The sequence below is a fragment of the Allochromatium palmeri genome (assembly GCF_009720725.1).
Taxonomy (GTDB): domain Bacteria; phylum Pseudomonadota; class Gammaproteobacteria; order Chromatiales; family Chromatiaceae; genus Thermochromatium; species Thermochromatium palmeri.
Genome location: NZ_WNKT01000019.1, coordinates 38,830 through 57,330 on the forward strand (window position 1 = coordinate 38,830; position 18,501 = coordinate 57,330).

At 63.8% G+C, this 18,501-nt stretch carries 18 protein-coding genes, 7 tRNA genes and 1 riboswitch; of the genes, 13 read left to right on the forward strand and 12 right to left on the reverse strand.

All coding sequences use genetic code 11. The features are described 5' to 3' along the window. Positions 1 to 48 precede the first annotated feature (48 nt). Positions 49 to 2,604 carry a leucine--tRNA ligase gene (gene leuS / locus GJ668_RS10340; protein WP_155450077.1) on the reverse strand — a complete coding sequence of 852 codons (2,556 nt, stop codon included), beginning with the start codon at positions 2,602 to 2,604 and terminating at the stop codon, positions 49 to 51. 168 nt (positions 2,605 to 2,772) lie between these two features. Between leuS and GJ668_RS10345 the strand changes: the two genes are divergently transcribed. From GJ668_RS10345 to GJ668_RS10375, 7 genes are all read left to right on the forward strand, one after another. Beyond that, entirely contained in the window at positions 2,773 to 3,303 is a 531-nt protein-coding gene (locus GJ668_RS10345) for a zinc ribbon-containing protein (RefSeq protein ID WP_155450078.1), read from the forward strand. A gap of 73 nt (positions 3,304 to 3,376) precedes the next feature. After that, a riboswitch (glycine riboswitch) is annotated at positions 3,377 to 3,467 on the forward strand. A 192-nt stretch (positions 3,468 to 3,659) separates the two neighbouring features. After that, a complete protein-coding gene (gene gcvT / locus GJ668_RS10350; RefSeq protein WP_155450079.1) occupies positions 3,660 to 4,754 on the forward strand; it encodes a glycine cleavage system aminomethyltransferase GcvT in 1,095 nt (364 codons plus the stop codon). 52 nt (positions 4,755 to 4,806) lie between these two features. Beyond that, positions 4,807 to 5,199, forward strand: a complete 393-nt coding sequence (gene gcvH / locus GJ668_RS10355; RefSeq protein ID WP_155450080.1) for a glycine cleavage system protein GcvH — start codon at positions 4,807 to 4,809, stop codon at positions 5,197 to 5,199. A 46-nt stretch (positions 5,200 to 5,245) separates the two neighbouring features. Next, a complete protein-coding gene (gene gcvPA / locus GJ668_RS10360; protein WP_155450081.1) occupies positions 5,246 to 6,652 on the forward strand; it encodes an aminomethyl-transferring glycine dehydrogenase subunit GcvPA in 1,407 nt (468 codons plus the stop codon). Between the two features lie 66 nt (positions 6,653 to 6,718). Beyond that, the gene (tpx, locus tag GJ668_RS10365; protein WP_155450082.1) at positions 6,719 to 7,216 is read left to right on the forward strand and encodes a thiol peroxidase; all 498 of its coding nucleotides are present in this window, start codon (positions 6,719 to 6,721) and stop codon (positions 7,214 to 7,216) included. A gap of 62 nt (positions 7,217 to 7,278) precedes the next feature. Continuing rightward, positions 7,279 to 8,748, forward strand: coding sequence for an aminomethyl-transferring glycine dehydrogenase subunit GcvPB (gcvPB, locus tag GJ668_RS10370; RefSeq protein WP_155450083.1), 1,470 nt, complete (start codon positions 7,279 to 7,281; stop codon positions 8,746 to 8,748). After that, on the forward strand, positions 8,741 to 9,112 hold the full coding sequence (locus GJ668_RS10375; protein WP_155450084.1) for a diacylglycerol kinase: 372 nt from the start codon (positions 8,741 to 8,743) through the stop codon (positions 9,110 to 9,112). Before gcvPB ends, GJ668_RS10375 begins: the two co-directional genes overlap by 8 nt. Positions 9,113 to 9,206: 94 nt before the next feature. Here GJ668_RS10375 and htpX read toward each other — a convergent pair whose 3' ends face one another. Next, positions 9,207 to 10,085, reverse strand: a complete 879-nt coding sequence (gene htpX / locus GJ668_RS10380) for a protease HtpX (protein ID WP_155450085.1) — start codon at positions 10,083 to 10,085, stop codon at positions 9,207 to 9,209. Positions 10,086 to 10,275: 190 nt separating this feature from the next. Here htpX and GJ668_RS10385 point away from each other — a divergent pair. Beyond that, positions 10,276 to 10,351: transfer RNA gene (locus GJ668_RS10385), tRNA-Ala, on the forward strand. 59 nt (positions 10,352 to 10,410) lie between these two features. After that, a tRNA-Glu gene (locus GJ668_RS10390) sits at positions 10,411 to 10,486 on the forward strand. Between the two features lie 131 nt (positions 10,487 to 10,617). On the opposite strand, the gene GJ668_RS10395 is transcribed toward GJ668_RS10390, so the two are convergent. From GJ668_RS10395 to GJ668_RS10420, 6 genes are all read right to left on the reverse strand, one after another. Beyond that, positions 10,618 to 11,067 (reverse strand): DUF2335 domain-containing protein, encoded by a 450-nt coding sequence (locus GJ668_RS10395; protein WP_246194781.1) that lies wholly within the window; start codon positions 11,065 to 11,067, stop codon positions 10,618 to 10,620. Positions 11,068 to 11,095: 28 nt separating this feature from the next. Further along, positions 11,096 to 11,314 carry a hypothetical protein gene (locus GJ668_RS10400; protein ID WP_155450087.1) on the reverse strand — a complete coding sequence of 73 codons (219 nt, stop codon included), beginning with the start codon at positions 11,312 to 11,314 and terminating at the stop codon, positions 11,096 to 11,098. Positions 11,315 to 11,557: 243 nt separating this feature from the next. After that, positions 11,558 to 11,633, reverse strand: a tRNA-Lys gene (locus tag GJ668_RS10405). Between the two features lie 54 nt (positions 11,634 to 11,687). Next, positions 11,688 to 11,763, reverse strand: a tRNA-His gene (locus GJ668_RS10410). 73 nt (positions 11,764 to 11,836) lie between these two features. Beyond that, positions 11,837 to 11,913 (reverse strand) — tRNA-Arg (locus GJ668_RS10415). Positions 11,914 to 11,973: 60 nt separating this feature from the next. Continuing rightward, positions 11,974 to 12,050: transfer RNA gene (locus tag GJ668_RS10420), tRNA-Pro, on the reverse strand. 188 nt (positions 12,051 to 12,238) lie between these two features. Here GJ668_RS10420 and folD point away from each other — a divergent pair. Further along, entirely contained in the window at positions 12,239 to 13,102 is an 864-nt protein-coding gene (gene folD, locus GJ668_RS10425; protein WP_155450088.1) for a bifunctional methylenetetrahydrofolate dehydrogenase/methenyltetrahydrofolate cyclohydrolase FolD, read from the forward strand. 31 nt (positions 13,103 to 13,133) lie between these two features. After that, positions 13,134 to 13,583, forward strand: coding sequence for a PGPGW domain-containing protein (locus GJ668_RS10430; RefSeq protein WP_155450089.1), 450 nt, complete (start codon positions 13,134 to 13,136; stop codon positions 13,581 to 13,583). Between the two features lie 64 nt (positions 13,584 to 13,647). Here the strand turns inward: GJ668_RS10430 and GJ668_RS10435 are convergent, their stop codons facing one another. Continuing rightward, positions 13,648 to 14,193 carry a glutathione peroxidase gene (locus GJ668_RS10435; RefSeq protein WP_155450090.1) on the reverse strand — a complete coding sequence of 182 codons (546 nt, stop codon included), beginning with the start codon at positions 14,191 to 14,193 and terminating at the stop codon, positions 13,648 to 13,650. 166 nt (positions 14,194 to 14,359) lie between these two features. Between GJ668_RS10435 and GJ668_RS10440 the strand changes: the two genes are divergently transcribed. Next, complete coding sequence (locus GJ668_RS10440) at positions 14,360 to 15,103, forward strand: ferredoxin--NADP reductase (protein ID WP_155450091.1); 744 nt, start codon at positions 14,360 to 14,362, stop codon at positions 15,101 to 15,103. Positions 15,104 to 15,220: 117 nt separating this feature from the next. Here the strand turns inward: GJ668_RS10440 and GJ668_RS10445 are convergent. Then, positions 15,221 to 15,297 (reverse strand) — tRNA-Met (locus tag GJ668_RS10445). A gap of 185 nt (positions 15,298 to 15,482) precedes the next feature. Between GJ668_RS10445 and GJ668_RS10450 the strand changes: the two genes are divergently transcribed. Beyond that, positions 15,483 to 16,910 (forward strand): FAD-binding domain-containing protein, encoded by a 1,428-nt coding sequence (locus GJ668_RS10450; RefSeq protein WP_186343028.1) that lies wholly within the window; start codon positions 15,483 to 15,485, stop codon positions 16,908 to 16,910. 10 nt (positions 16,911 to 16,920) lie between these two features. Here the strand turns inward: GJ668_RS10450 and GJ668_RS10455 are convergent, their stop codons facing one another. Beyond that, positions 16,921 to 17,742 carry a TatD family hydrolase gene (locus tag GJ668_RS10455; protein ID WP_155450093.1) on the reverse strand — a complete coding sequence of 274 codons (822 nt, stop codon included), beginning with the start codon at positions 17,740 to 17,742 and terminating at the stop codon, positions 16,921 to 16,923. After that, a complete protein-coding gene (locus GJ668_RS10460) occupies positions 17,742 to 18,281 on the reverse strand; it encodes a DUF2058 family protein (protein WP_186343024.1) in 540 nt (179 codons plus the stop codon). The genes GJ668_RS10455 and GJ668_RS10460 overlap by 1 nt, the downstream gene beginning before the upstream one ends. Positions 18,282 to 18,501 lie beyond the last annotated feature (220 nt).

The window sequence follows — 18,501 nt, forward strand, 5'->3', positions numbered from 1 at the left end:
CTGCGTCCGCGTGTGACGGCAGACGATCCAAACCGCCCGCTACCGACCTCAAACGACCAGATTGAGCAGCTTGCCCGGCACCAGGATCGCTTTGCGGATCGGCTTGCCGTCGATGAACTTGGCGATCTGCTCATCGGCCAATGCGGCGGCCTGGACGGTCGCCTGATCAGCGTCGGCTGACACCTTGACGCGGCCGCGCATCTTGCCGTTGACCTGGACCACATAGTCGAGACTGTCCTGCTTGAGCGCGTCCTCATCGACGCTCGGCCAGCCGCCGTTGAGGATGTCATTACCGAAGCCCAGCTCGCGCCACAGATGATGGGTGACGTGCGGCGCGATGGGCGCCAGCAGTTGCAGCACGATCCCCACGCCCTCGCGGATCACCGCCGCCCGCGCGGTCGAGGATTCCAGCCGGTAGAGCGCGTTGACCATGGTCATGCAGCCCGAGACCACGGTGTTGAACTGCTGGCGCTCGTAATCGTAGAGCGCCTTCTTGAGCGCGGTGTGGATCTCGCGCCGGGCGACCTGAGCTGGTTCGTCCAGCTCGCCTGAATCTGGCATGGAACGGATCGACTCAGCCTCGCCGACTGCCAGCGCCCACAACCGACGGATGAAGCGGAACGCGCCCTCGACGCCCTCGTCGTTCCATTCGAGCGACTGATCGGGCGGCGAAGTAAACATCGTGTAGAGGCGCACCGTATCGGCGCCATAACGCTCGGTCAGAGTCTGCGGATCGACGCCATTGTTCTTGGACTTGGACATCTTCTCGATGCCGCCGAAGTGGACCGGCTGACCGTCGGACTGGAGCCGGCCACCGAGCAGCTTGCCCTTTTCGTCGCGCTCGACCTCGACCTCTGCCGGGTTGAACCACTGCTTGCGGCCCTCGGCGTCCTCGCGATACCAGGTCTCGGCGACCACCATGCCCTGGGTGAGCAGATTGGTGAAGGGTTCGTCACAGTCGACCAGCCCCTCGTCGCGCATCAGCTTGTGGAAAAAGCGCGCATAGAGCAGATGCAGGATGGCGTGCTCGATGCCGCCGATGTACTGATCGACCGGCAGCCAGTAGCTGGCGCGTTCATCGAGCATGGCCGTGTCGCAGTCGGGCGAGCAGTAGCGCGCGTAATACCAGCTCGACTCGAAGAAGGTATCGAAGGTGTCGGTCTCGCGTGTCTCGTCGCCAGCGAGCTGATAGAACTCGGGCATCTTCTTGAGCGGCGAGCCGGAGCCGTCGACGACGACATCCTCGGGCAGTCGCACGGGTAGATCGGTCTCGGGACGGATCTCGCCATCGGCGGTCCTGACCACCGGAATCGGACAGCCCCAGTAGCGCTGACGTGAGACACCCCAGTCGCGCAACCGGAAGTTGATGGTCTTGCTGCCCGTGTTGCGCTCGGCAAGCCAGTCGGCGATGGCGTCGAAGGCCGCTTCCGAGGTCAGGCCGTCGAAAGGACCGGAGTCGAAAAGCACGCCCTTTTCGGTATAGGCGGCCTGCTCGATTCCGCATGGGCTGCCGTCGGCCGAACGGATGACGGCTTTTTTGGCGATGCCGTAACGCTCGGCAAACTCCCAGTCGCGCTGATCGTGTGCCGGCACCGCCATCACCGCGCCGGTGCCATAGCCCATGAGCACGAAATTGGCCGCATAGATGGGCACCGGCTCGCCGGTGATGGGATGGAGAGCGTCGAGGCCGAGCGGATGGCCTTTCTTCTCCATGGTTTCGAGTTCGGCTTCGGACGTGCCGCCCTGACGGCACTCGTCGATGAAGGCCGCGAGCGCCGGGTTCTGCTCAGCGGCACGCTGTGCCAGCGGATGTTCGGCGGCCACCGCGACATAGGTCACGCCCATGACGGTGTCGGGACGGGTGGTGTAGATGCCGAGCGTCTCGTCAGAGCCGGCGACGCCGAACTCCATGTGCACACCTTCGGAGCGCCCGATCCAGTTGCGCTGCATGATCCGCACCCGCTCCGGCCAGCCGTCCAGTCCGTCGAGCGCGTCCAGCAGTTCCTGCGCATAGTCGGTGATGCGCACCGACCACTGTTCGATCTCGCGCTTCTCGACCAGGGCGCCCGAGCGCCAGCCGCGCCCGTCGATGACCTGCTCGTTGGCCAGCACTGTCTGGTCGATCGGATCCCAGTTGACCGTGGCCTTGGCGCGATAGGCCAGCCCCTTCTCGATCAGGCGTGTGAACAGCCACTGCTCCCAGCGATAATAGTCCGGGTCGCAGGTCGCCAGCTCACGCTCCCAGTCGTAACCGAAGCCCAGCGACTTGAGCTGGCCCTTCATGTACTCAATGTTGGAGCGCGTCCACTGCGAGGGCGGGATACCGTGCTGGATGGCGGCGTTCTCAGCGGGCAGACCGAAGGCGTCCCAGCCCATCGGCTGGAGCACGTTCTTGCCGAGCAGGCGCTGATAGCGCGCGATTACGTCCCCGATGGTGTAGTTGCGCACATGGCCCATGTGCAGCCGACCCGAGGGATAGGGAAACATGGACAGGCAATAGAACTTCTCGCGGGACGGATCTTCGACGGCCTTGAAAGACTGCTGCTGTTCCCAATAGCGTTGGGCCGCCGCCTCGATGGCGCGCGGATCATAGTCGGTCTGCATGGGTGCTGATGGTCCTGACGAAAGAGTGAAGGCTTATAACTGAATGTTGAAACCACGGAGACGCCAAACGCGCCTGGGATTCGATCGCGCAAGGATACCGCATGGGCTTTTGCTATCCTAATTCCGAGCACGCCAACATTCCTTAAGCCAACAAAGAGCGACGCCGCCATGAGCGAAGAACACACGCACGACACCACCGACAAGCTGGTCGATGCCTACGAGCGCATGCTCAAGCAGACCCACGAGGCGATCGAACAGGCGCAGCAGGAATCGGCGCCCAGGTTTCGCGAGATCCTCGACAAGACGCGCGAGCGCATGGTCGAACTCGGCGAGCTGACCCGCGAGGAGGCCGATAAGGTCTCGGACTATGTCCAGCGCGACATCGAGGACGCAGCCAAGTACATCGCCGACACCGGACAGGACATCCGCGACTGGTGGCGCTTCGATCTGGAGCTGATGGAAAAGCGCATGCTCGACATGTTCAAGCTGGTCGCCGATCAGACCAGCCTGCAACTGGCCCAGTGGGCCGAGACCGCGCGCCAGATGAGTCTCTATCAGGCCGGCGAGATCACCGGCCCCGGCACCCTGGTCTGCGACAAGTGCGGCGCCGAGACCCATTTCGTCAAGGCCGGCCGCATTCCGCCCTGCGCCGACTGCGGCGGCACCCGGTTCCGCCGGCGTACCGAGGACAAGGGCTGATCGGCCTCACCTCGCTCATGGCACCGGACGACTGGTAATCCGATCGGCTCGCGCTTATAGTGCCGGCTTCGTGTCATGTCCCGTGGGAGAGACCGGCCGTTTGGCCGGCGCCGAAGGCGCAACACCGCCCGGAATCGCTCAGGCAGAAGGACCGCGGGAATAGCGACCGACTCTGGAGAGCGGCGCGGATCGAGATCCGCGCCCACCGACGGGGCCGCCCGGATGCCAAACGTCCGAGCGCAAACTCTCAGGTCTAGGACAGAGGGGCGACAGGCGGGGATCAGGGATCCTCGCTGTTGTCGTTTGCCACGCGCCGCCCGGCCGAGGCAGCCCCTTCATGCCACGAGGAGAGCCGCATGGCCCTGCGTACCCCACTCCATTCCGAGCATGCGCGTCTTGGCGCGCGGCTCGTGCCCTTCGGCGGCTGGGACATGCCGCTGCACTACGGCTCTCAGATCGAGGAACACGACGCCGTGCGCGAGCACGCTGGTATGTTCGACGTCTCGCACATGTGCCCGGTCGACATCGAGGGACCGGACGCCCAAGGCTTTCTGCGTCGCCTGCTCGCCAACGACGTCGCCAAGCTCAAGACGGTCGGCAAGGCGCTCTATTCCTGCATGCTCAACGACTCCGGCGGCGTGGTTGACGATCTCATCGTCTATCTGCGCGGCCCGGCCGGCCACTATCGGCTGGTGGTCAATGCCGGCACAGCCGACAAAGATCTGGCCTGGCTGGAGGCCCGCCGCGAAGGCTTCGACGTCGAGATCCGTCGTCGCGACGATCTGGCCATGATCGCGGTGCAAGGCCCCAGGGCGCGCGAACTGACCGCGACCTGCCTGCCGCGCGAGATGGCTGAATCCGCCCTGGAGCTGGCCCCATTCAACGCCACCGAATGCGGCGGCTGGTTCATCGCGCGCACCGGTTATACCGGCGAGGATGGCTTTGAGATCCTGTTACCCGCCGATCATGTCGTCGATCTCTGGTCGGTGCTGCTGGACGCCGGTGTCCGGCCCTGTGGTCTGGGCGCGCGCGATACGCTGCGTCTGGAAGCCGGGATGAACCTCTATGGTCAGGACATGGGCGAGGACGTCGGCCCGCTGGAAGCCGGCCTGGAATGGACCATCGCCTGGGAGCCGGCCGAGCGCGATTTCATCGGCCGCGCCGCGCTGGAAGAGTTGCGCGCGAGTCCCGAGCGGCGCGAATTCGTCGGGCTACTACTGACCGGGCGCGGCGTGCTCCGAGCCCATCAGACCGTGCTCAGCCATGGGCGCGAGGTCGGCGAGATCACCTCCGGCGGTTTCGCGCCAACACTGCAACGCTCGATCGCGCTGGCGCGCGTGGCGCCCGGTCTGGGCGAGACCTGCGAGGTCGATATCCGCGGTAAGCCGGTTCCGGCGCGCATCGTCAAGCCGCCGTTCGTGCGCCAGGGCCGGATCCTGGTCGAGCTGTGAACGTCTAAAAAATCCCTTTGCCTGTCTGACCATTCATTCGGAGTGACCCGCTATGAGCAACCTGCCTGCTGATCTGAAATACACCAAGACCCACGAATGGGTGCGCGACAACGGCGACGGTACCGTCACTGTCGGCATCACCGACCATGCCCAGGACGCACTCGGCGACATCGTGTTCGTCGAAGTGCCCGAGAACGGGCGCACAGTCGCCGCCGAGGAGGCCAGCGCCGTGGTCGAGTCGGTCAAGGCTGCCTCCGACATCTATTCGCCCCTCGCCGGCGAGATCGTCGAGGGCAACGCGGCGCTCGCCGACACCCCGGACGCCATCAACACCAGTCCCTACGAGGACGGCTGGATCTTCCGTCTGACACCAGCCGACATGGGCGCGCTCGCCGGCCTGCTCGATGCGGCGGCCTATGAGCAGATCGTCGCCGACGAGTCCTGATCCACCCTGCCCGCTCTCATCGTCCAACCCAAGCGGTCGAACTCGCATGCCGTTCATCCCACACACACCAGACGACATCGCCGCGATGCTCGCGACCATCGGGGTCGACTCCATCGAGGCGCTCTTCGACGAGATCCCGGCGGATCTGCGCGTCGGCGCACCGGCGCTCAATGCTATTCCAAACGCGCTCTCGGAGATGGAGATCACGCGCCTGATGCAAGCGCGCGCCCGCACCGATGGCCAACCCCTGTGCTTCATCGGCGCCGGGGCCTATGAGCATCATATCCCGGCCGCCGTCTGGCAGATCGCCACGCGCGGCGAGTTCTACAGTGCCTATACGCCCTATCAGGCCGAGGCCAGCCAGGGCACGCTTCAGTTGCTCTATGAGTTCCAGTCGATGATGACGGCGCTCACCGGGCTGGATGCCTCCAACGCCTCGCTCTACGACGGCGCCTCGGCGCTGGCCGAGGCGGTGCTGATGGCGGTGCGTGCCAATCGCCAGACCAAGTCACAGCGCGTTCTGATCCCGCGTGCGCTGCATCCGGCCTACCGGCGCACGCTGCGCGCGATCATCGAACCGCAGGGCCTTGAGCTGGTAGAGGTGGATTTCGATCCGCGCGGTGGGCACACGCCGGTCGAGCGGCTGGAGGCGGCAGCGGGCAGCGAGGAATGCGCCGCTGTCGTCATCAATCAGCCAAATTTCTTCGGTATCCTGGAAGCGGTCGATGAACTGACCGATTGGGCGCACGCGCACAAAGCGCTGGCGATCGCCGTGGTCAATCCGGTCGCGCTGGCCCTGCTCTCGCCGCCGGGCGACTGGGGTGCGAAGGGTGCCGACATTGCCTGTGGCGAGGCTCAGCCGCTGGGGATGCCGCTGTCCTCGGGCGGACCCTATGCCGGTTTTCTGTGCTGCAAGCAGGAGTATGTACGCCAGCTTCCCGGCCGCATCGTCGGACGCACCCTGGATCTGGACGGCAAGCCTGGCTTCACGCTCACGCTCCAGGCGCGCGAGCAGCACATCCGGCGCGGCAAGGCGACGTCTAATATCTGTACCAACCAGGGTCTGCTGGTGACGGCGGCGACCATTCATATGGCGCTGCTTGGAGCCGAGGGACTGGAGCGGGTGGCGGCGAACTGTCATGCCAACACGCGCCGGCTGGGCGAGTTGCTCGGCGCCATCCCTGGAGTCGAACCGCTGTTCGAGCGCCCGGTCTTCCATGAACTGGCGCTGCGTCTGCCGGCACCGACGGCCGAGCTGCTACGTTCGCTGGCCGCCGAGGACATCCTGGGCGGCTTCGATCTCGGGCCGGACTATCCCGAACTCGACCCGGCGCTCCTGGTATGCGCGACCGAGATGCGCACCGAGGACGAACTGCGCCGCTATGCCGATACCCTGGCACGGCTCATTGCCACGCCAGTCACCTCGTCTTCTGGCCAGGTGAGTCAGGTCTAGCCGAAATCCAGCCGGCCTGACCGAAGACCAGAAGACTTCATTCACATCCAGCCCTGGAGACCAGAGATGGCCCAAACCGCACTGCAAGGCAACCCCGTCACGCTCAGCGGCGAACTTCCGGCCGTCGGTAGCGTCGCGCCCGACTTCCAGCTCGTCGACAAGGATCTGGCCGACCGCTCACTGGCCGATTTCGCCGGCAAGAAGAAGCTGCTCAACATCGTCCCGAGCCTGGACACCCCGGTCTGCGCGACCTCGACCAAAAAGTTCAACGCCGCCATGGCCGCCAAGCCCGAGGCCGTGGCCCTGGTCGTCTCGGCTGATCTGCCCTTCGCCATGGGCCGCTTCTGTGGTGCTGAGGGGATCGAGAACGTCATCGGTTTGTCGATGATGCGCTCGCGCCACTTCGCCAAGGACTATGGCGTCCTGATCGAGGACAGCCCGCTCGCTGGCATCACCGCACGCGCGGTCGTGGTGCTCGACGCCGACAACCGGGTGGTCTACACCCAGCTCGTCCCCGAGATCACCGAAGAGCCTGATTACGAGGCCGCCCTGGCCGCGCTCTGAGTCCTGTCCGTCCCCCGAAGCCCTCGGGGGACTCACCTAAGTCAACCCATGATCGCCTCGCCATGCTGATCCAAGAGCAATCCAGAACCGGCCGCCGTGCCACGGCGCAAGCGCCGCTCCATTCGCCCGAGGTCGCCGATATCCCTGAGGGACTGCGCCGCCGCGCCCGACCCGCGCTGCCGGAGGTCTCCGAGATGCAGGCGGTGCGCCACTATACGCGGCTGTCGCAGCAGAACTTCTCGATCGACACCCATTTCTATCCGCTCGGCTCCTGTACCATGAAGTACAACCCCCGGGCCTGTAACAGTCTGGCGATGCTGCCTGGTTTCCTGGGGCGTCATCCGCTGGCACCGGAGACGCATGGGCAGGGCCTCCTGGCCTGTCTGTTCGACCTGCAAGAGATCCTCAAGGCCGTGACTGGCATGCACGCCGTCTCGCTCGCCCCCTCGGCCGGCGCGCAGGGCGAGTTCGCCGGCGTGGCTATGATCCGCGCCTATCATCGCGCGCGCGGCGATCACGCCCGCACCGAGATCCTGGTTCCGGATGCCGCGCACGGCACCAACCCGGCCTCGGCGGTGATGTGCGGCTTCAAGGTACGCGAGATCCCGACCGGGTCCGATGGCGATGTCGACCTCGACGCCCTGCGCGCGGCGGTCGGTCCGCAGACGGCCGGCATCATGCTCACCAACCCGAGTACGGTCGGTGTCTTCGATCGCAACATCCAGGCCATCGCCCAGGCGGTGCACGCGGCCGGCGGACTGCTCTATTACGATGGGGCCAACCTCAACGCCATCCTCGGCCAGGTGCGCCCCGGCGACATGGGCTTCGACGTCATCCACATGAACCTGCACAAGACCTTCTCGACCCCGCACGGCGGCGGCGGTCCGGGCGCGGGTCCGGTGGGTGTCTCCAAGCGTCTGGAGCCCTATCTGCCGGTGCCGCTGGTCGCGCACGAGGACGCCGGATACCTCTGGCTGACCGAGTCCGACCGCCCCGAGAGCATCGGCCGGCTGACGGCCTTCGGCGGCAACATGGGCATCCTGCTGCGTGCCTATATCTATGCGCGGCTGATCGGACGCGAGGGCATGGGCCGGGTGGCCGAGTTCGCCACGCTCAACGCCAACTATCTGCTCGCACGGCTCCAGGAAGCCGGATTCGAGGCCGCCTATCCCGAGCGGCGCGCCAGCCATGAGTTCATCGTCACCCTCAAGCGCGAAGCGCGCGAGTTCGGCGTGAACACCATGGACTTCGCCAAGCGCCTGCTCGATTACGGCTATCACGCCCCGACCACCTATTTTCCGCTGCTGGTGCCCGAGTGCCTGCTGATCGAGCCGACCGAGACCGAGAGCAAGGAAGATCTCGACGGCTTCGTCGCGGCCATGACCGCCATTCGACACGAGGCGCAGGAGACTCCCGAACAGGTCAAGGGCGCGCCTCACAGCCTGCCGGTGCGCCGACTCGACGACGTGCGCGCGGCACGTCAACTGGATCTGGCCTGGACGCCGGGCGCCAGCGAGGATGCGCATGGCTAACCACAATGGAGGCGGTTGGCGGCGCGTGGTGCGCGCCTTCGGCTATTCGATGAAGGGGTTCAAGGCCTGCTTCGAGCTGGAGGAGGCTTTTCGGCAGGAGATCTTTCTGTTGATCCCGCTGGTTCCGCTCGGACTCTGGCTCGGCGACTCGCCCGTCGAATGCGCCATGCTGGTCGGGAGTCTGCTGCTCGTCCCCATCGTCGAGCTGCTCAACTCGGCCATCGAGGCCAATGTCGACCGCGTCGGGCTGGAGCGTCACGAACTCTCCGGGCGCGCCAAGGACATTGCCTCGGCAGCTGTGTTCTCCAGTATCGCGTTCTGTCTGGTGGTCTGGGCGCTGATCCTGCTGCCCAAATGGGTGTGAGTGCGCCCGGCGCCGATTGGATATCCAGCGTCCAACCGGCGCCGGCGCTTTCGACATCAGATCAGTTCAAGTGTGATGCATCCAGGAACGCCGCTCAGGACTCCAGTGCTGCGATGCGTTTCTCCAGCGGCGGATGGCTGCGGAAGAGCGCCATGAACCCCTCACTGACCTGGCCCGAGACGCCGAAGGCAGCAAACTCACCAGACGGCAGGTCTTGCGGCTCATGCACGCGCTGGAGTGCACGCAGCGCCGAGGCCATCTGCTGCCGGCTGGTAAGGCTCGCGCCGCCGGCATCAGCTCGATACTCGCGATAGCGCGAGAACCACATCACGATCATGGTCGCCAGCACCGAGAGCATCAGCTCGGCGACGATCGACGACACGAAGTAACCCACGCCATAGCCCTGCTCGTTCTTCAGGATCACGCGGTCGACCACATGGCCGACGATGCGCGAGAGGAAGACGACAAAGGTATTGACCACGCCCTGGATGAGCGCGAGCGTCACCATGTCGCCATTGGCGACATGACTGATCTCGTGACCGATGACCGCCTCAACCTCGTCCTCGCGCATGTTCCGCAGCAATCCGGTGCTGACGGCCACCAGCGCCTCATTGCGATTCCAGCCGGTCGCGAAAGCATTGGGGTCGGGCGTGTCGAAGATCCCGACCTCGGGCATGCCGATGCCGGCCTGCTCGGCCTGACGCGCGACCGTTTCCATCAACCACTGCTCCAGTTGGTTGGATGGCTGCTCGATGACATGGACACCCATGCCACGCTTGGCCAGGGTCTTGGACAGAAACAGCGAGATCAGCGAGCCACTGAAACCGATGACGGCGGCCATGATCAGCAGCGAGCCCATGTCGATACCGCCGCTCTCCAGCAGCAGGCCGTCGATCCCAAGTAGCCGGAAAACGACGCTGATGACCACCAGCACGGCGGCGTTGGTTGCCAGAAACAGCAAAATACGCATCATGTCGAGGTAACCTTTAATTTAACCATTTAAAAAACAAGTATTTGATCGCCAGATGGCCACTGGGACACAAGCCCCAAGATGCGCGTTGAGCACTGGCGCGTAAGATGGGGACAGAGTCCGAACAAAAAAATGTGAAAAAACGCTAGACAAACCTAACGAGCATCTGTAGCATTAACGGTCTCAGAGCACTGGGGCCATAGCTCAGCTGGGAGAGCGCAACACTGGCAGTGTTGAGGTCGGCGGTTCGATCCCGCCTGGCTCCACCAAATTCAAACAGGTTCGATGATCAAGTCCAGTTCGTCGAATTCGTTGGGAAACGATTATTGTCCCCATCGTCTAGTGGCCTAGGACACCGCCCTTTCACGGCGGTAACCGGGGTTCGAACCCCCGTGGGGACGCCACATTTAAGAAAGACCTGTGATGAAAATCCAGGTCTTTTTTGTTGTGCCGCCAAGAAATTAAGGTCTGGGCCCAAAAAGCCCGCGCGCGGCGGGCTTAGTGGAAGGCGCTATCCGTGGCGCTGAAGTTGGCGTCAGGACTCGTCGTTTGTCTTCGAGGATCGGCCCAAGCCCTCCAAAACGCGCGGCGCCACAAACAGCGCCACCATCCCTAGCAGATCGATCGAGCCAATGACGGCGGCGGCGGTCGGGCTGAATGTAGCCACGAAGCCGGCGACTAGGAGGCCGGTCAAGGCAATCAGCAAACCAAAGACTTGGCCGCGACGGTCTTTACGAATGGCGCCATCCAGGCTCTTAGCCTGCATCTGGTGCGTGTGGCGCTGTTCATCGACGGCCATCTGCACGATGATTTGCCGGGTGGCGTCGTCGTAACGATTGAGCAGGTCGGCATGAGGGAGCGGCCCAATATGGGTTTCGCGGACCTCGGCCATGAGCAGCGCGCGCGTGGACACCGCTAGACGCTGCTGCTCTGGCGGTGACAGGGTACCTGTCTCCAGACCGCGATACAGGGATTCGAGTTCCATCGGATCCTGGGGTGGCGCGATCTGATCTTCAGCGTCCATCGGCACGGAAGGCCCTCGACGCCGGCGCCGCGCGCTCGTACTGAGCGACGGCTGTCTTAAGATGCCGACCGACGGTGACCCAGTGTCGGTAGATCCGCTCGCGCGCCGTGCCGCGCGGTACATACTCTGAGTAGTCGCCCATTGGCCAGAGATCCATCACGGACCCCACGGCCTCGATGGTTCGCTTGTCGACGCGGGTTGATTGCATAGCCCTTCTCTCAGGTTGTTGTCATGTCCCTGTTATCGATGTCGCTACTTCCAGTCTGTAGCCTTTGGCTAGCCTAACAACTTCAGGTTCCACTGCCTACCGGGCGAGCGGCCATCCCTGGCTGCGCGCCAGCGTTCATCGCCCTGCAAGAATCCCCTGCAAAATCTCGATTTGGCGCCTGCCTGCGATCCGCCTACACGAACAAAAGGCTTAGGCGATTTCTCGCCTAAGCCTTTGTTTTATTGGTGGGCTGTCAGGGATTCGAACCCCGGACCGATGGATTAAGAGTCCACTGCTCTACCAGCTGAGCTAACAGCCCATTGACTTTCTCGAACGACTTGAGTCTATTTGATTGGACTCAAGTTTTCAAATTTGGGGTGGACGATGGGGATCGAACCCACGACCACAGGAATCACAATCCTGCGCTCTACCAACTGAGCTACGTCCACCATTGAAGCATTCCGACGCATCCCTGTCATTCTATCGCAATCGATGCCTTTATAGCATCTCCGGATTCGCAAATGGCGCGCCCGGCAGGACTCGAACCTGCGACCCACGGCTTAGAAGGCCGTTGCTCTATCCAGCTGAGCTACGAGCGCTTTATCGGGTGCAGTTCGGTCAACGCATTCAACGCAGCAGAGCCACGTCTGGAAAGCATTTGGTCGGGGTAGAGGGATTCGAACCCCCGACATCCTGCTCCCAAAGCAGGCGCGCTACCAGACTGCGCTATACCCCGGCTTCGGATGCGTATCCGGAGCTTTTTGAAGCATCCAGGAACCGAAGAGCCGGCATGATAGCCAGCGTTCCGGGCGACGTCAACCGTTTCGTTGCATGATTTCTACAGGACGGCGAGATTGTTTACAGTCGACGGTGAGTCGCTATCATGGTGCATCCCTAGCCTATTGGCCTTTTTTCAGGATTCACATGAGTGCCGCCATACTCGATGGCAAAGCCATCGCCGCCGATATTCAGCAAACCATCAAACAGCACGCCGCCGCGATGTTGTCCACCCGAGGCCGGGCGCCAGGACTGGCCGTGGTCCTGGTAGGCCAGAACCCGGCCTCTCAGGTTTATGTGCGCAACAAGCGCCGTGCCTGCGCCGAGGTCGGATTCCACTCGCAACTGCACGAATTACCGGAGCACACGTCTCAGGCTGAGTTGATGGATCTGATCGACCGGCTCAACGCCGATCCGGCCATCGACGGCATCCTGGTCCAACTGCCGCTCCCCGAACAGCTCGATGAGACAGCGGTCACCGAGCGTATTCTGCCAACCAAGGATGTCGACGGCTTTCATCCCTACAACGTCGGGCGTCTGGTACTGCGGATGCCGCTGCTGCGCTCCTGCACGCCCAAGGGCGTGATGACGATGCTCGCGCGCACGGGCCGACCTTTAGAGGGGCTGGACGCCGTCATCATCGGCCAGTCCAACATCGTCGGTCGGCCCATGGCGCTGGAACTGCTCGCGGCGCGCTGTACGGTCACCATCTGCCACAGCCGAACGCGCGATCTGGCCGAGAAGGTTCGGGGCGCGGATATCCTGGTCGCCGCCGTCGGTCGGCCCGGCTTCGTGCCGGGCGATTGGATCAAGGACGGAGCGATCGTGATCGATGTCGGCATCAATCGCACCGCGGACGGCAAGCTCGTCGGCGACGTGGATTTCGCGACCTGCGCCGAGCGCGCGTCCTGGATCACGCCGGTGCCGGGCGGGGTCGGTCCCATGACCATCGCCAGTCTGCTGGAGAACACGCTCCAGGCGGCCGAGCTGCACGCGGAAGCCGCATCTTGAAACCGACTCGCTTCATCAGGTCGTGCCGGCCATGCTCGATGCGTTAATGAGCTGGATCGAGTCGCATCAGACGCTGACGCTGCTGTTGGCGGGCGCTTCCATGCTGACGTTCATCGGTTCCATTCTGGCGCTGCCCGTGCTGGTGGCGTCCATGCCGGAGGATTATTTCCTCGATGCCAAGCGCCAACAGAGCCGTCTGCGGCGTTTTCATCCGCTGGTCTATCTGGGACTGCGGGTGTTGAAAAATGTCGCGGGCTGGCTGCTGGTGCTGTGCGGAATCCTGATGCTGGTGCTGCCCGGCCAGGGACTGCTCACGATTCTGGTCGGGCTGGTGCTCAGCGATTTTCCAGGCAAGTTCGCGCTCGAACGCCGGCTGGCGTCCATGCCCCGGGTCATGGGCGCTTTCAACTGGTTGCGACAGCGCGCCGGGCGGCCGCCGCTCCAGGCGCCGGAGCCGCCACTCACACCACGCGATCGCTAAGGCTTTCCGTCCGTGATGTGCCGAACGGGAGTGCTGCCCTGACGCGTCTGTCGCCGCCTGACGCTCATAGCAGCCGTTCGATGGCCTTGATGACCTTACCGCTGTCGGGCTTGGTCGTGCTGATGTAGTGATCGACGAGGTTGCCGTTGCGGTCGATCAGATACTTGTAGAAATTCCATTTCGGATAGGGCGCACCGGCCACCGCCAGGCGCTCGAACAGCGGTGCGGCCTGACCCTTCTTGACGCTGACCTTCTCGAACATCGGAAATTCGACCGAATAGGTCATGCGGCAGAATTTCTGGATCTCCTGCTCGCTGCCCGGCTCCTGATTGGCGAAGTCGTTGGACGGAAAGCCCAGGACCACCAAACCGCGATCCTTGTAGGTCCGGTAGAGGTGCTCCAGCCCTTCATACTGGGAGGTGAAACCGCACTTGCTGGCGGTGTTGACCACCAGGATCACCTGCCCCTGATAGGCTTGGCAGAGATTGACAACCTCCTCGCCAGCCAGACGCCGGACATCGAGATCGAGCAGGGAGGAACAGGTCTTCGTTTCGGCGCCGGCCGTCGTGCTCATGGCCGCCAGCCCGAGTAGCCATAGGGATGATTTCATGCATCGCTCCAATCGCGGTTCGTCTGGCTCACAGAAGTGGAGCATCGCGCCGGGATTGCAATGACGGCGATTGCACCGATCATGATGTGAGAGCGGATTTCAGCTATCCGCACACACCTTTATCTCTACAAAAACAGATTCGAGACAGAGTCAAGGCGGTACAGATATGAACGATTGGGTCAAGGCGCGAGTCGTCGGCAAGCACTGCTGGACCGAAGGACTCTACAGTCTGCAATTCGAGGCGCCGATCACAAACTTCGTGGCAGGTCAGTACATCAAGGTCGCGCTCGACATCGAGGGTGAGCGCGTGGGGCGTCCCTACTCGCTGGTCAATGCACCCGGTGAGCAGCCGGTCGAGATCTTTTTCAACGAGGTGCCACAGGGTCCACTGACACGACCGCTTTCAGCACTGAATCCGGGCGATACGGTCTGGTTGACGGCGACCGCCAGTGGCATCTTCACGCTGGAGACAGTCCAGCCGGCGCGGGATCTGTGGATGCTGGCCACGGGGACGGGACTCGGGGTTTATCTCTCGATTCTGCGCTCGCCCGATCCCTGGCGCCTGTTCGAACGGGTGATCCTGGTCCACGGCGTGCGTCAGGGCGCGGATCTGGCGTATAGCGAGACGCTCGATGAGATCGCCAACCGCTACCCCGGACGCTTCACGCGCGTGGCGGCCGTCAGTCGCGAGTCCTGGCCGACAGCCCTGTCCGGCCGCATCACGGATCTGCTGACCAGCGGGGATCTGGAGCGCCATGTGGATCTGACCATCGATCCGGCCACCAGCCATGTGATGCTCTGTGGCAACTCGGCCATGATCAAGGATGCCAAGGTCATCCTGGAGGCGCGCGGACTGGTGCGGCACCGACGGCAGGTACCCGGCCACTACACCACCGAGCAGTATCACTGAGTCGCGAAGACCCGGCACGCGCGAGCGCCCCATCGACCGGGGTTCTCGCCTGCCGCCTGTTTATCGAGCGCACAGCAAAAAGGCTTACAGCGATGAACTGTAAGCCTTTTTGGTATGTGGTAGCGGGGGCAGGATTTGAACCTACGACCTTCGGGTTATGAGCCCGACGAGCTGCCTGACTGCTCCACCCCGCAACTGAGGGCCCATAATAACCACCCACCGCCTGGGGCGCAACCCCTAATTTGAAAATTTGTATCATCTGCGGCGGCGAGCCGCGTTCAACACGCACTAACCAATCAGGATCAACGCCTTGATTCAGCCTTCAAATCAAACACATACCCCATCAAATCACACGGCCGGCACCGGCACTGCTCCGACCATCCTCTGGTTCAGGCACGATCTGCGCCTGGACGACAATCCAGCATTACTCGCCGCGCATCAGACCGGCGGCCCGATCATTCCGGTCTATATCCATGCCCCGGAGGAAGAATCACCCTGGGAGCCGGGCGCCGCAAGCCGCTGGTGGCTGCACTGGAGCCTGAACGCGCTCGATGAATCACTGCGGGCGCGTGGCAATCGGCTCTGGATTCTGCGCGGCCCGAGTCTGGACGCACTGCGTCGTCTCGCCGGCGAGACCGGCGCCGGGACGATCCAGTGGAATCGCCGCTATGATCCGGCCACCCGTGACCGCGATACCTCCATCAAGCAGACGCTGCGCGCCGAGGGGCTACGCGGCGAGAGTCACAACGCCGCCCTGCTCTTCGAGCCGTGGGATATTCTCAACAACAGCCATCAGCCCTATCGCGTCTTCAGCGCCTTCTGGCGTGCCTGCATGCGCGCACGGCCGGTTGCCCAGCCTATCCCGGCACCAGCGACCATTCCGAGCCTCCCGGCGCACATCACACCCAGCGCAACACTCGCGCTCGATGCCCTGGAGCTGCTGCCGCGCCGCGACTGGGATCAGGGTCTGCGCGCCACCTGGAGCATCGGTGAGACAGCGGCACTTGCACAGGCGCGCACCTTTATCGCCGAGCGGCTCGCCGACTATGGCACCGCGCGCGACCGTCCCGACCAGCCGGGCAGTTCGCGTCTGTCGCCCTATCTGCACTTCGGCGAAATCAGCCCGCGACGTCTGCTGAGCCTGATCATCGAGGCGTTCGGCGACCCGACCACGAGCGCCGCCGCGCCCTATGTGCGCGAACTCGGCTGGCGCGAATTCGGCTATCACCTGCTGTATCACTATCCGCGCACGCCGAGCGAACCGCTGGATGGACGCTTCGCCGCCTTTCCCTGGGCAACGGATGGCGCGGACGTCGCCTTGCGCGCCTGGCAGCGCGGCCAGACCGGCATACCACTGGTCGATGCCGGGATGCGCGAACTCTGGCATACCGGCTGGATGCACAATCGCACGCGGATGGTGGTCGCCTCGCTGCTGACCAAGAATCTGCTGATTCCCTGGCAGGACGGCGCGCGCTGGTTCTGGGATACCCTGGTCGATGCCGATCTGGCCAGCAACACGCTCGGCTGGCAGTGGACCGCCGGTTGCGGGGCTGATGCCGCGCCCTATTTTCGCGTCTTCAACCCCGTGCTTCAGGGCCAGCGTTTCGATCCCGATGGCGGCTATGTGCGTCGCTGGTGTCCGGAGCTGGCGCGGCTGCCGGATAAGTATCTCCATCAGCCATGGACCGCGCCCCAAGCGATTCTGACCGCGTCCGGCGTGCGGCTCGGGAGCGACTATCCGCGCCCCATTGTCGATCTGGCCACATCGCGCGTCAGGGCGCTGGCGGCCTGGGAGCAGGTGAAATGAGACGGGGCCATCAGGTGCGGCGGCTGGTCTCGGTCGTCCGGGTCGATGTCGGCGCGGCGCTGAGTCCCAGCACCGTGCGTGCATTGGCGCGCGTGCGCTCGGCCACCTCGGACGGTTCCAGATCGCGCAGTCGTGCCAGGGTCAAGACAACATCGGGCAGATACTCGGGACTGTTGCGCTCGCCCTGATGCGAGGCCACCGTCATGTCCGGCGCATCGGTCTCCAGCACCAGGGCGTCTAGCGGCAGTTCGCTGGCCAGACGTCTGAGCCGGCGCGAACGCTCGAACGTCAGCATGCCACCGAACCCCAGCTTGAATCCGAGATCCAGATACTGATGAGCCTGCTGGAGACTGCCACTGAAGGCATGGGCGATGCCGCCCGCCGACACGGGCTGACGGCGCAGGAGCGTCAGCATCGCATCATGCGCCTTGCGCACATGCAGCAGCACCGGCAGACCGGCCGCGCGCGCGATCGACAACTGACGGTCGAGTAGCCGCGCCTGACGCTCCGGATCCAGGCCGGCGACATGATAATCCAGACCGATCTCGCCGATGGCCAGCGGCGGCTCGGCGACCAGGGCTTCCAGGCGTTGCAGGTCGGTCTCGCGATGCGTCTCCAGATAGACCGGATGCAGACCGAGCGCCGGATACAACCGTGGCCATGCCGACGGCGCGGACGCACAAAGCGCCAGCAGCCCGTCCCAACCCGCCGCGTCGATGGCTGGCACCACCAGTGCCTCGACCCCGGCCGCACGCGCACGCTCCAGCACCGCCGCACGATCAGCGTCGAATTCAACGACATCGATATGGCAGTGCGTATCGATCAGCGTCATCACCACATCAGATCGTCCGGCACCTGGTACTCGGCATAGGGATCATCGGCGCTGGTCTCGTCCTTGGCGCGATTGAACACCAGCACCAGTGCCGCATCGCGTGTCTGGAGACGCTCGGCGATCTCGGCAGGAACCAGTTCGTAGAAGGTATCCTGGCGCACGATCGCCAGCTGGCCGGCGGCCAGCTTGGCGTGCTGATCCTTGTTGACATAGATGCGCTTGAGCGTGCTGCCATCGGTGAAGTTGTAAGCCAGATCCCCCTTGTCGCGCACGATGCGATGACTGTGAATGAGCTGACGGATCTCGTTTTCGGCCGCTCGCCGCGCGGCCTCCTCCTGGCGCTGACGGTTGAGTTCGCGGTCACGCTCGACCTTCTCGGCGCGCGCACGCTCAGCCGCCGCGCGCGCGGCCTGGTTCTCGGCGGTCGGCTGACCGCCCGTCTGCTTGACCTGTTTGCGCTTGGTCGAGCGCGCCTGCTTGAGCGTCTGCTCCTTGACCAAGCCCGCCTTGAGGAGCTGTTCTTGTAATGAATTACCCACGCGCCGGGTCTCCAGGATCGAATGAGTTGGGAGGATGAGGCCGGACGCCGGTTCCGCGAACCACGAGCGCCCTGGATCTGAGGAGGATCTATCAGTGCGTCCCCGGTGGCAAGCCCGAAGCCGCGAAAACAGCCGATGGTTTTGCCTTGACCGGCCCGCGGTTACAATTCAATTCCCTGGTCCCGAGACCAACCCCGTGAATGACGCTCAATCAATTCGG

Excerpts from the sequence above, each read along its gene's own strand:
- gcvT (WP_155450079.1), top strand. The coding sequence starts at position 3,660 with ATGGCCCTGCGTACCCCACTCCATTCCGAGCATGCGCGTCTTGGCGCG.
- GJ668_RS10455 (WP_155450093.1), bottom strand. The coding sequence starts at position 17,742 with ATGACGCTGATCGATACGCACTGCCATATCGATGTCGTTGAATTCGAC.
- folD (WP_155450088.1), top strand. The coding sequence starts at position 12,239 with ATGAGTGCCGCCATACTCGATGGCAAAGCCATCGCCGCCGATATTCAG.
- GJ668_RS10395 (WP_246194781.1), bottom strand. The coding sequence starts at position 11,067 with ATGGAACTCGAATCCCTGTATCGCGGTCTGGAGACAGGTACCCTGTCA.
- gcvPB (WP_155450083.1), top strand. The coding sequence starts at position 7,279 with ATGCTGATCCAAGAGCAATCCAGAACCGGCCGCCGTGCCACGGCGCAA.
- GJ668_RS10375 (WP_155450084.1), top strand. The coding sequence starts at position 8,741 with ATGGCTAACCACAATGGAGGCGGTTGGCGGCGCGTGGTGCGCGCCTTC.
- gcvH (WP_155450080.1), top strand. The coding sequence starts at position 4,807 with ATGAGCAACCTGCCTGCTGATCTGAAATACACCAAGACCCACGAATGG.
- htpX (WP_155450085.1), bottom strand. The coding sequence starts at position 10,085 with ATGATGCGTATTTTGCTGTTTCTGGCAACCAACGCCGCCGTGCTGGTG.
- tpx (WP_155450082.1), top strand. The coding sequence starts at position 6,719 with ATGGCCCAAACCGCACTGCAAGGCAACCCCGTCACGCTCAGCGGCGAA.
- GJ668_RS10345 (WP_155450078.1), top strand. The coding sequence starts at position 2,773 with ATGAGCGAAGAACACACGCACGACACCACCGACAAGCTGGTCGATGCC.
- GJ668_RS10440 (WP_155450091.1), top strand. The coding sequence starts at position 14,360 with ATGAACGATTGGGTCAAGGCGCGAGTCGTCGGCAAGCACTGCTGGACC.
- GJ668_RS10430 (WP_155450089.1), top strand. The coding sequence starts at position 13,134 with ATGCTCGATGCGTTAATGAGCTGGATCGAGTCGCATCAGACGCTGACG.
- GJ668_RS10400 (WP_155450087.1), bottom strand. The coding sequence starts at position 11,314 with ATGCAATCAACCCGCGTCGACAAGCGAACCATCGAGGCCGTGGGGTCC.
- leuS (WP_155450077.1), bottom strand. The coding sequence starts at position 2,604 with ATGCAGACCGACTATGATCCGCGCGCCATCGAGGCGGCGGCCCAACGC.
- gcvPA (WP_155450081.1), top strand. The coding sequence starts at position 5,246 with ATGCCGTTCATCCCACACACACCAGACGACATCGCCGCGATGCTCGCG.
- GJ668_RS10435 (WP_155450090.1), bottom strand. The coding sequence starts at position 14,193 with ATGAAATCATCCCTATGGCTACTCGGGCTGGCGGCCATGAGCACGACG.